The sequence below is a fragment of the Mesorhizobium sp. LSHC412B00 genome (assembly GCF_000503035.1).
Lineage (GTDB): Bacteria > Pseudomonadota > Alphaproteobacteria > Rhizobiales > Rhizobiaceae > Mesorhizobium.
Map to the genome: position 1 here is coordinate 847921 of NZ_AYWB01000001.1, position 11708 is coordinate 859628.

An 11708-nucleotide genomic window follows, 5' to 3' on the forward strand; every position below is an offset into this window, starting at 1 on the left:
GCAGGGAAAGCCTGAAGTAACAGGCTGCGACGCCTAGACAACCCGTCCCGCGGCCGGTCCGGCTTTCTAGACCGGCCCAACTCTGGTACCAGCGGCCCGGTTAAGTTGTTGTTTCTGTGCGTGTCATTGTCCCCGGGGCAGCCCGCACCACACCGTTTTTGAGGCCGACATGCAGTTCATCGATCTTGGCGCGCAGCGCGAACGTATCCGCGACCGGCTGAAGGCCGCGATCGACAATGTCGTCGAGGAAGGCCGCTATATCCTCGGACCGCAAGTCACCGAATTCGAAAACAAGCTCGCAGCCTATATCGGCACCAAGCATGTCGTGGCCTGCGCCAACGGCACCGACGCGCTGCTGTTGCCGCTGTTTGCCGCCGGTATCGGCCCCGGCGACGCGGTGTTCGTGCCGAGCTTCACCTTTGCCGCGACGGCGGAAGTGGTGGCGCTTGCCAAGGCCGAACCGGTTTTCGTCGATGTGGACGCCGAGACCTACAACATCGACATCGCCAGCTTCGAGGCGGCGATCGCCATGATCAAGAAGGAAGGCCGGCTGAAGCCGAAGGCGATTATTCCCGTCGACCTGTTCGGGCTTGCCGCCGCCTACGAGGCGATCATGGCGATTGCCAAGCGCGAAGGGCTGCTGGTGATCGAGGATGCGGCGCAGTCGATCGGCGGTTCGGCCGACGGCACAATGTGCGGCGCCTTCGGCCATGTCGGCTCGACCAGCTTTTATCCGGCCAAGCCGCTGGGCTGCTACGGCGATGGCGGCGCGATGTTCACCAATGACGACGCGCTGGCCGACCAGCTGCGCTCGTTTGCGTTCCACGGTAAGGGCGAGACGCAGTATGACAATGTCCGCGTCGGCATCAATTCACGCCTCGACACGATCCAGGCGGCGATCCTGATCGAGAAACTCGCCATCCTCGAAGACGAGATGGTCGCCCGCCAGGTGGTGGCCAAGCGCTACGCCGAAGGTCTCGGCGACATCGTCAAGGCGTCACGCAATCTGGGCGGTGGCCGCTCGGCCTGGGCGCAATACGCCATCGAGACGCCGAAGCGCGACGGGTTGAGGGCGCATCTCGGCGAAAAGGGCATCCCTTCGGTGATCTATTATGTGAAGCCGCTGCACGAGCAGGTCGCCTATCGCGACTATCCGCGCACGCCGACCGGGCTTGCGGTTTCGGAGGAACTGCCGAAGCGCATCCTGTGCCTGCCGATGCATCCCTATCTCAGCGAAGCCGACCAGGACCGCATCATCGAGACGATCCGCAACTACATTGGCTCGAACTCGGCGCATGTAGCGGCGGCGTAAGTTACGCCGCGTCCGCCGCCTTCCCGCTCGCAATAAAATGCGGGTTGGCGAAATCCTCGTCGTCGCTCTGTTTGCGCTTGCCATAGGTGAGCGGCTCGCCGTCCAGCGTGCGCGTCATGCCGCCGGCGGCGCGCAGTACGGCGTCGCCGGCCGCCGTGTCCCATTCCATGGTGCGGCCGAAGCGCGGATAGATGTCGGCTTCGGCTGCGGCGAGCAGGCAGAATTTCAGCGATGAGCCGACCGAGACGATCTCGGCGGCGCCGAGATCCTTGATGAAGGCTTCGGTCTCCGGGGTGTTGTGCGAGCGGCTGGCAACGACCGCCAGCGGCGTGACCGCCCTCCTAACCGAAATCCGCCGGCGGCCGACGATACGGAAGTCGCCATCGACCTCGATTGCTTCGGCCCAGCCCGGCCGTCCAGAGAAGAACCGCCCGCTGCACGGTGCGAAGACGACGCCGATCTCCGGCACGCCGTGCCGGACAAGCGCGATGTTGACGGTGAAATCGGTCCGGCGGTTGACGAATTCCTTCGTTCCATCGAGCGGATCGATCAGGAAGAAGGCGCCATCCAGATCGGGCGGCACAATGCCTTCGGCGACCTCTTCCTCGGCCACGCAGGGAATATCGGGATAGGCCGCACGCAGGCCGGCGAGGATGATCGTCTCGCTCTCGCGGTCGGCTTCCGTGACCGGCGAGGAGTCCGACTTGCTGTCGACCGCGCAGCCGGCCTTGAAGACCCGCATCACCTCGCGTCCGGCTTCGAGCGCCAGGCGCTCGAACACGTCGAGCATCACTTCGTCGTCAGATGCCGCCGCCGCTGTCATATTGGTCTTCGGCAATGTCGCGCTCATTCAGCCAGTGTTCCAGAGCCTCTACCATCTCCTCGGCCGTCTTGCCGAGTGTCTTGAGATGGATTTCGGGATTTTCGGGAGCTTCATACGGGGAATCGACGCCGGTGAAGTTCTTGATCTCGCCATTCAGCGCCCGTGCGTAAAGGCCTTTCGGGTCGCGTCGGGCGCATTCCTCGAACGGCGTATCGACGAACACTTCGACGAACTCGCCGTCGGCCATCAACTCCCTGGCCATGCGCCGCTCGGCGCTGAAGGGGGAAATGAAGGAGACGATGACGATCAGCCCGGCATCGGCCATCAGCTTTGCCACTTCGGCGACACGGCGGATGTTTTCGACCCGATCGGCGTCGGTGAAGCCGAGATCGCGGTTGAGGCCGTGGCGGACATTGTCGCCGTCGAGAATGTAGGTGTGACGCCCCGAAGCGAACAGCTTCTTCTCAAGCAGATTGGCGATGGTCGACTTGCCCGAGCCGGAAAGACCGGTGAACCAGAATACGGCGGGGCGCTGGCTCTTGAGGTCGGAGCGGCCGCGCTTGCCGACATCGAGCGACTGCCAATGGATGTTTTCGGCGCGGCGCAAGGAATGCAGGATCATGCCGGCGCCGACGGTGGCATTGGTGATGCGGTCGATCAGGATGAAGGCGCCGGTATCGCGGTTGTCGGCGAAGGTGTCGAAGGCGATCGGCGCCCGGGTCGAGATATTGCAGATGCCGACTTCGTTCATCTCGAGCGACTTCGCCGCCTCGCGAGCGAAGTCGTTGACGTTGACGCGGTATTTCAGGTCGGTGACGGTGGCGCTGGTCTGGTCGGTCTCGGTGCGCAGTATATAGGAGCGTCCCGGCAGCAGCGCTGCCTCGTCGAACCAGACGATGTTGGCGGCGAACTGGTCGGCGACCTGCGGCCGTGCCGCCGGCGACACCAGCATGTTGCCTCTGGAGACCTCGACCTCGTCATCGAGCACAAGGGTGATGGCCTGGCCGGCCACCGCCTGGGCAAGATCGCCGCCTTGCGCGACGATGCGCTTGACCCGCGAGGCCTTGCCGGATTTGGCGACCACCACCTCGTCGCCCTGCGCGACGGAGCCGGACGCGATGGTGCCGGCAAAGCCGCGGAAGTCGAGATTGGGCCGGTTGACATACTGCACCGGAAACCGGAACGGCAGTTCGACCGCGGCCTCGTCGACCGATATGGTTTCGAGATGCTCGATCAGGGACGGGCCGGAATACCACGCCGTCTTGCCGGAGCGGCTGGTGACATTGTCGCCATAGCGGGCCGACATCGGGATCGGCACGATCGTCTGGAAGCCGAGCTCGTGCGAGAACTGCCGGTAATCCTCGACGATACGGTCGAACACCGCCTGGTTGAAATCGACGAGGTCGATCTTGTTGACGGCAAGCACGATATGGCGGATGCCGAGCAGCGAAGCGATGATCGAGTGGCGCCGGGTCTGGCGCAGCACACCCTGGCGCGCATCGATCAGCACGATGGCGAGATCGGCAGTCGATGCGCCGGTCGCCATGTTGCGGGTGTACTGTTCATGGCCGGGGGTGTCGGCGACGATGAACTTGCGCTTGGGCGTGGCGAAGAAGCGGTAGGCGACGTCGATGGTGATGCCTTGCTCGCGCTCGGCCTCGAGGCCGTCGACCAGAAGCGCGAAGTCGATGTCGTCGCCAGTGGTGCCGTGCTTGCGGGAATCGCGCTCGAGTGCGGCGAGCTGGTCCTCGAAGATCTGCTTTGTGTCGGACAGAAGACGGCCGATCAGCGTCGACTTGCCGTCGTCGACCGAGCCGCAGGTGAGGAAGCGCAGCAGCGACTTCTTCTCCTGCGCCGCCATGTATTCGCGCACGCCGTCGGTGGGAGCGAGGCTCTTGGCCAGGATATGGCGCATGCTCAGAAATATCCCTCGCGCTTCTTCTTTTCCATCGAGCCGGCTTCATCGCGGTCGATGAGGCGGCCCTGACGCTCGGAGGTGCGCGCCGTCAGCATCTCGCCGACGATGGCTTCGAGCGTGTCGGCGTCGGATTCGATGGCGCCGGTCAGCGGATAACAGCCAAGCGTGCGGAAACGCACCAGGCGGTTCTCCACCGTCTCACCGGGGCGCAATTGCATGCGATCGTCATCCTTCATGATCAGCATGCCGTCGCGTTCGACCACCGGCCGCTCCTTGGCGAAATAGAGCGGCACGATCGGGATGTTTTCCTGCAGAATGTACTGCCAGATGTCGAGCTCGGTCCAGTTCGACAGCGGAAACACGCGGATCGATTCGCCCGGCGCGATGCGGGTGTTGAAGATCTTCCACATCTCCGGCCGCTGGTTCTTCGGGTCCCAGACATGCTGGGCGTTGCGGAAGGAAAAGATGCGCTCCTTGGCGCGCGACTTCTCCTCGTCGCGCCGAGCCCCGCCGAAGGCAGCGTCAAAGCCGTATTTGTCGAGCGCCTGGCGCAACGCCACCGTCTTCATGACATGGGTGTGGATGTTCGAGCCATGGTCAAAGGGGTTGATACCGTCGCGCACGCCGTCTTCATTGACGTGGACCAGCAGGTCGAAGCCGAGCTTCTGCGCCATCTGGTCGCGAAAGGCGATCATCTCGCGGAACTTCCAGGTGGTGTCGACATGCAGGAAGGGGAAAGGCGGCTTGGCCGGATAGAAGGCCTTCATCGCCAGATGCATCAGCACGGAGGAATCCTTGCCGACGGAATAGAGCATCACCGGCTTGGAGAAGGAGGCGGCAACCTCACGGAAGATGTGGATGGACTCGGCCTCGAGCCGCTGCAGGTGCGTAAGCGCGATGTTCATGGACTGTGAGCGTTCTCTCGTGCAATCCAGACCTTGCATCAGATGGATCGGGCGTCCTTTTCAGCCGCCCGGTTCAAGCTTCACTGCTGGACACTATCGGTTCGTGCCGGCGTTCTAGCAGATCGCCACCTGATATAACAACGCTGGAAAGGCCGGCGGCCACACCGATCGGCAACGAATTTTCCATGAAAAGCCTAGAATCCGAAAATTCCTGCCCGACGGAGCGATAGCATTCAAAGGCCGGGAAAAATCTTGCCTGGACCGAAAGAAACGCCGGCCCGACCTCGTCGCACTTTCGAAAACCGCACCCAGCCGCTATACCGGCTCCTGAACCTGCGCCGGGCGGCATGCCGCAAATGCCGCCGCCAAACATTGTCCGTCGCCACGCGACCCAGCGCATTGTGAACCAGAGCATTGACCCCGATCTCCGCCATCAAGCAGCACGTTTCGCCGTCACGGATCAACGTCACCTTCTCCATTTTGTGCTTCTTTTTCCCGCCGGTACTGGGATCGGCGGTCAGCTTTTTGTTTAATGGCGGCGGCCTGTGGTCGGTGCTTCTGCTTGCGCTGAAAAGACGGCGTTTCAACATCGACCGGCCGATGACCGCGATGACGGTGGCCATCTATGCCTATTGCGCAGCCAGCGTGCTCGCCTCCATCGTCAACAATTCGATCGCCAGGGATGCGCCGCATCTGGCAGGGCTGATCACCTTCCTGTTTTTCCCGGTCTCATACGCGACCTGGAGCATCACCGAGAAAACCACGCTGACGCGCATCGTCGTGCTGGCGAGCGCCGCCGCCTGTTTTGGCGCCGTGCTGCTGGCGGTCGTGCAATATCACGGGCTGGGCATACGGGCCGAAGGCGGCGCCGGCAATCCGATCGTGTTCGCGACCGTCGCCTGCCTCAGCATGATGATGTGCCTGGCAGGCGCCTTATCGGGTGTCGAAAAGAACAGGGCGTTGCTGGCCTGCGCGACACTGGCCGGCGCGGTCGACATTGTCTATTCGGGGTCGCGGATCATCTGGCTGGCGATGCTGGTGGCCGGCATCGCGGTCCTGCTGATCAACCGTCGCAAGCTCAATAACAGAAACGCCATTCGGCTTTTGCTGATTGCGGGCGCGATCGGCATCGTCATCGCGGTCATTGGTCTCCCCATCATTTCCGAGCGCGCGGCCTTCCTGTTCAGCGACTGGGATGCGCTCGCCACGAAGGGCGACCACACGACCGCGCTCGGCTTGCGCGCAGCACTTTGGCAGATTGGGCTGAGCGCCTTCCACGACATGCCGATTTTCGGTCACGGCATTGCTGCAAGCCGTGAGCTGATAAAGGATGGATTCCACAATCAGTTCCACATGCCGTCCACGGGCTTCAGCCATTTTCACAATGGCTTCCTGACTGCATTGGTGGAGGCCGGGCTGCTTGGAGCCGTAACGCTCGCGGCTGTGTTCTTCGTTGCCGCGAGAAACGCGGCCATCGTGCTGCGCACCAGCACGGACGCGATCGAGCGGTTCGGCGCCACGATGATTGTCGTCACTGCGATCACCTACCTCATCGGCGGCCTGACCGGCATTCTGGTCGGCCACGACATCCTCGATGCCACACTGATGGTGTTCCTGGTGTCCGGGACATATCTTGCATCGGGCCGGCAACAAATGCTGCCGGAACAACAGGCACCGGCCCCGGCGCCCCAGGCAAGCCGGCCGTGAAAGTGCTGGTCACAGGCGCGACGGGTTTCATCGGCAGGCAGGTCGTCAACCAGCTGCGCGAAGCCGGGTTCGGGGTGCGCATGGCATCGCGCCACCCGGAACGGCTCGATCCCGTGAGCGATGCGGTTTTGTTGCCGGACTTCGACGCACCGGCTCAGGCATACCAGGCGCTGATGCGAGATATCACCCATGTCGTCCACTGTGCGGGGCTCAACAATGACCGCAAGGCGAGCGAAGCCGACTTCATGGCAGCCAACGCGACACTGACCGCGCAGCTGGCGCGCGCGGCCGCCTCGCGGACAAGCGGGCGCTTCATCTATCTGTCGTCGATCCGGGCAGTAGCCGGTCCCGGTTTCAGCGGAACGATCAGCGAGGCGACGCTCCCTGCCCCGCAATGCGCCTACGGGCGCTCGAAACGCGAAGGCGAGATCAAGACACTGGAAGCCTATGCGTCCAGGCCCTCCGATGCCACGGCGCTGCGCCTGCCGCCGGTCTATGGCGAAGGCATGAAGGGAAACCTGCGTGGAATGATGCGGGCTGCCGCCATTGCCTTACCATTGCCCTTAGGCGCTTTCACCGCAGTTCGTTCGCTGATATCGCGCGACGCGGTGGCTGGCGCCGTGGCGCATCTTTTGACTCGTCCCACGCCACCGCGCCCGACCTATGTCCTGGGCGATGCTTCCCCCGTTGCGATGTTCGAAATCTTGACTGCATTCAGGCACGGATACGACGTTCCGACCCGGCTCGTTCCTGTGCCGGCCTGGCCATTCAGGCTGTTCGCCACACTGCTTGGCAGAAAAGCAGCGTACGACGCTTCCATGGCGACACAGATTTGCGACCCGTCACTGCTGATCTCGGAAGGCTGGATGCCGGAAACCGACACGCTCGGCCGGATTGAGGAACTTGCACGACAGGCCCGTCAGGTCCGGTAGATTGTGCCAAGCAGGATTTTGACGTCGAGTCCGATCGAGGCTCCCCTGAGATATTCGGCATCGGTTTCGGCGCAGAGTTTCGGATCCGACATGTCGATGCCTCTCATCTGCGCAAGCCCGGTAATGCCTGGAAGTGCGGCAAGCACACCCAATTGCCTGCGGCGGTCGACCAACTCGGTTTGCGTGGGCAGGCATGGACGCGGCCCGACCAGGCTCATCTCGCCCTTCAGCACGTTCCAGAGCTGCGGCAGCTCGTCGATCTTGAATTTTCGCAGCACCTTACCGGCGGCGGTGACGGAGTTTGCCGGCGCCTGATGCGAGGGCAGAGATGGCGTTCCCACAACCATCGTGCGCAGCTTGTGGCAGGCAAACGGCACCCCGTGCTGGCCGACACGGGTTTGCGAAAACAACGCGGGTCCAGGCGACGACAGCCTGATTGCAAGCATGGCAAGCAGGACAAAAGGCGACGTCAGCGGCAAGAGAACCGCCGCGACGACCAGATCGAAGGCGCGCTTCGGTCCTTTCACGGCCATGCCGGCATGCTCCCAGGTTCAAACAACAATGCCGGCCAACGCCGGAGTCAAAATGACGGTCGGGTAGTACGCGGCCATAGGCCCACAAGGCAAGCACGACAAAGTTGGCCCGATCAGATTTGCCTCATGCTGCCGATATCGCGGTAATGGCCGCGGATCATGGCGGACCCAATCGCAGCCGCTGGCGGCAGGCTCTAAATGTTTAGTCTCAAGGTTTGATGGGTTGGATCGAGCCTGAATCGTTCGGGCTCTTTTGTCCAGATTTTGCAGATGTATTCAAAGGGCGTGAGGCCCTTGAGGGTCTTCAGTCGACGGCCGAAATTATAGGCTAAGACGAAATCGGCGAGATGCTGGCGCAGTTGGTCATGGCTCTCGTAGTAGAAGCGTTTGACGGTCGCATCCTTGATCGTGCGGTTCATGCGTTCGACCTGGCCGTTGGTCCATGGGTGCCTTGGCTTTGTCGTTCGGTGGTCGATATCGGCCTTGGCGCAAGTATGTTCGAAGGCGTGCGCCCATATGATTTCTCCCGCCGCCATGGCCTCCTTGATCAGCGGAACGGCCGAGCCGCCGGCACCTGGGGTCGTGAACTGAATGCCGTTGTCGGTAAGCACTGTGTGGATCTTGTAAGGGACAGCATCAAGAAGATGGCGCAGGAAATCGGCGGAGACCGCTGTCGTTGCCTTCTCGTGCAGCTCGACGAAAGCGAACTTCGAGGTCCGATCTATGGCCACGAACATATGCAGCTTGCCCTGCTCGGTTCGGACCTCGGCGACGTCGATATGGAAGTAGCCGATTGGATAGGCCTTGAACTTCTTCCTTGCCGGCTTGTCGCCCTCGACATCCGGCAACCTGCCTATCCCGTGACGCTGCAGGCAGCGATGCAAGGATGACCGCGACAGATGCGGGATCGTCGGTTGGAGAGCATAGAGGCAATCGTCCAGTGGCAGCAGCGTATAACGCCGAAAGGCGACGATGACCGCCTCTTCCTCAGTCGATAGCACTGTCGACTTCGGATCTCTGGGGCCAGTCGGAAGATCGGCGGCCGACGTCCGGTTCCTCCACTTCCTAACCGTCTTCTGATTGATGCCGTAGCGCTTCGCCAGCGCCCTCAGGCTCTCTTGACTATGCTGTATCGCTCGACGGATCGCCTCTGTCGTCGTGGCGCTCCCATGAAGAACCTGGCCCATAGCGCATCCTTTGATTCGGACGAAAAGTATGCGCCATCAAAGCCTGGGATCAAACACCTAGCTTGCTTGCCCGACTGTTTTCGCGACGGTTTCCCGGCGTGCGTCACTTGGAGGCTCTTCCGACTGATGAAGTCCGGCCATGACGGCGAGCGCCGAGGCTTTGTCCTGATCGCGCATGGCCGCCTGCAGCGATGTCAGCGCCGCCTGGACCTTGGACCATCCCACGACATCGGTTCTGAGGCCGAAGATCTTGGGGATATCCAGCGCGACGATCTCCTCATTGCCGCCATGCAGCACCTCGTGAAGCTTCTCGCCCGGCCTGATCCCGGTGAAACGGATCGGAATGTCGGTGTAGGGGCTTTTGCCGGCCATGCGGATCATGGTTTCAGCGACTTCGAGGATCGGCACCGGCTTGCCCATGTCGAGCATGTAGATGGCGTAGTCGTCCTTGCCCTGGCGCCGCTCGGCGTCGGCCGCCGACATGATGACGAGGTCGACGGCTTCGGCCACCGTCATGAAGTAGCGGGTCATGCGGCGATCGGTGATGGTGACCGGACCGCCGGCCTCGATCTGCGCCTGGAAGATGGTGGCGACCGAGCCATTGGAGCCGAAGACGTTGCCGAACCGCACGGCGATGAACTTGGTGCCGGAGCGACGACCGCTGGGCCCGGTGGCGTGCGTTTCGTGCAGCGAAGAGACGATCTGCTCGGCGGCGCGTTTCGTCATACCGAGCACCGAGGTCGGATCGACCGCCTTATCGCTGGAAATCAACAGGAACTGCGGCACCCCGCATTTGGCGGCAACCTCGGCGCAGACGAGGGTGCCCAAAATGTTGGTCTGGATCGCCGATTCCCAGTTTTCCTCGAGCAGCGGCACATGTTTGAGCGCGGCGGCGTGGAAGATGATGTCGGGCTTGAAATCGCTGACGACGCGGGTGATCTGGCGCCGGTCTGTGACATCGACGATGCGGCTCTTGAGCCGGACAAGGTCCTTTTCGTCAACCTGCTGGTCGAGCTGGAAAATACCGAACTCCGAGATATCGGCGACCAGAACCGCCTCGGCGCCAAGTTCCAGTGACCGCTTGACCAGGATGCGACCGATTGAGCCGGCGCCGCCGGTGACCAGGACGCGCTTGCCACCGACAAAGCCGCCGATCCGCTCCATATCGGAAGCAACTGTGGAGCGGCGCAGGATGGTTTCCATCTCGACAGCGTCGAGTACCAGCTTTCCGCCCTGGCCGAGCTCCGAAACGCCGGAGAACTGGACGACGGCGATACCGCTGTGACGGGCGACACGGACCAGTTCCGAATATTCCTCGATCTCGCGTTCGGTGCCATTGCCGAAAATCAGCATGTCGAGGCTTTTTGTGCCTCTTGCATATTCTTCGAGGACCTCGACCAGGCGGGGCCGCACGGCCACCACCGGAACGCCCTGGATCTGCGTGCCCAACGGCGCGCCGTTCTCGATGGCCATGATTCCGGCGATGGAATATTCGGCCGGCTCGGCCGTGCGTGTGAAGCGGATGATGACGTCTGCTTCGCCAAGCCTGCCGACGAACAGCGCTTGTTTGATCGCCGCATTGTTTGCGTTGCGGCTCAGGATTCGCCAGCTCGCCCCGTCGCGCAGGAACCGGTAATAGAGCCGAGGCGCCGATATGATGGTGAAGGAGACGAGGAAAAAGACGATGAACTGGCGCTCGTTGAGGCCGGTCACCGGCTGAAACGATCGAACCGCTAGCGAGACGACATAGAGCGTGACGGTCAGGATGGCGCAGCTCTTCAGGATGTTGAAGAAGTCCGGCGTGGAGGCGAAACGCCACACGGTGTTGTAGAGGCCGCAATAGCGAAACAGCATATGGCTGAGAAAAACAATACTTGCCCAGCACGCCAGGCCGGCCGTGGAGAGCGCGTCGAATGAAAGTCTCGACTGCGAAAGCCCCAGACTCAGCGCCACCGCGACCAGGACCATGACCAGATCCTGGATCATTATAATGGCGCGCCGCATCTTCGGCCGAAGTCCGGACACGACCTCTACATAGGATGTCATTGGGTAGTACTGAACTCCAGGCGCAAGGACATGGACACTAACGTGGTGCAAGAGCGACGGAAACCCGTCACCGATCACCTGTTTAGAGTGCCAATCCCCAGCCCCGCCGCTTTGTATCGCATAGCGTGGAGTTGTAGTGATCGCCAGATATTTTTTTCATGGACTGTTAGTTAAGGCATTCAGCGGTCAATCGGCTAATATTTTCGCGAGATTCTCGCAAAAAAGTCGAGCGAGTCCGGAACTAGCCAAGCCATGATGGAACGTGCTCGATCGTGCTGATGGAGCGGCGAGATCAGGAATTCGGAATTCGTCGAAGTGAAAGGAAACATAGCTGTCTTTAGGTCC

At 61.8% G+C, this 11708-nt stretch carries 9 protein-coding genes; 3 read left to right on the forward strand and 6 right to left on the reverse strand.

What is annotated here, in order from left to right; all coding sequences use genetic code 11:
* Positions 1-169: 169 nt before the first annotated feature.
* Positions 170-1312, forward strand: a complete 1143-nt coding sequence (locus X757_RS160700; RefSeq protein ID WP_023725237.1) for a DegT/DnrJ/EryC1/StrS aminotransferase family protein — start codon at positions 170-172, stop codon at positions 1310-1312.
* A 1-nt stretch (position 1313) separates the two neighbouring features.
* Here the strand turns inward: X757_RS160700 and cysQ are convergent, their stop codons facing one another.
* From cysQ to cysD, 3 genes are read right to left on the reverse strand one after another with little or no spacing between them, the layout of a single operon-like run.
* Entirely contained in the window at positions 1314-2102 is a 789-nt protein-coding gene (gene cysQ / locus X757_RS160695) for a 3'(2'),5'-bisphosphate nucleotidase CysQ (protein WP_031196090.1), read from the reverse strand.
* Between the two features lie 10 nt (positions 2103-2112).
* Entirely contained in the window at positions 2113-4050 is a 1938-nt protein-coding gene (gene cysN / locus X757_RS160690) for a sulfate adenylyltransferase subunit CysN (protein ID WP_023725238.1), read from the reverse strand.
* 2 nt (positions 4051-4052) lie between these two features.
* On the reverse strand, positions 4053-4958 hold the full coding sequence (cysD, locus tag X757_RS160685; protein WP_023725239.1) for a sulfate adenylyltransferase subunit CysD: 906 nt from the start codon (positions 4956-4958) through the stop codon (positions 4053-4055).
* Between the two features lie 414 nt (positions 4959-5372).
* Here cysD and X757_RS160680 point away from each other — a divergent pair, with 414 nt between their 5' ends.
* The gene (locus tag X757_RS160680) at positions 5373-6665 is read left to right on the forward strand and encodes an O-antigen ligase (RefSeq protein WP_031251032.1); all 1293 of its coding nucleotides are present in this window, start codon (positions 5373-5375) and stop codon (positions 6663-6665) included.
* Positions 6662-7597, forward strand: a complete 936-nt coding sequence (locus X757_RS160675) for an NAD-dependent epimerase/dehydratase family protein (protein WP_023725241.1) — start codon at positions 6662-6664, stop codon at positions 7595-7597. The genes X757_RS160680 and X757_RS160675 overlap by 4 nt, the downstream gene beginning before the upstream one ends.
* Here X757_RS160675 and X757_RS160670 read toward each other — a convergent pair.
* The 3 genes from X757_RS160670 to X757_RS160660 form a co-directional block, all read right to left on the reverse strand.
* Positions 7585-8130, reverse strand: coding sequence for a sugar transferase (locus tag X757_RS160670; RefSeq protein WP_031251034.1), 546 nt, complete (start codon positions 8128-8130; stop codon positions 7585-7587). The two genes, X757_RS160675 and X757_RS160670, sit on opposite strands and share 13 nt — an antisense overlap.
* A gap of 194 nt (positions 8131-8324) precedes the next feature.
* Entirely contained in the window at positions 8325-9317 is a 993-nt protein-coding gene (locus X757_RS160665; protein WP_023725243.1) for an IS481 family transposase, read from the reverse strand.
* Between the two features lie 57 nt (positions 9318-9374).
* A complete protein-coding gene (locus X757_RS160660) occupies positions 9375-11363 on the reverse strand; it encodes a nucleoside-diphosphate sugar epimerase/dehydratase (protein WP_031251035.1) in 1989 nt (662 codons plus the stop codon).
* Positions 11364-11708 lie beyond the last annotated feature (345 nt).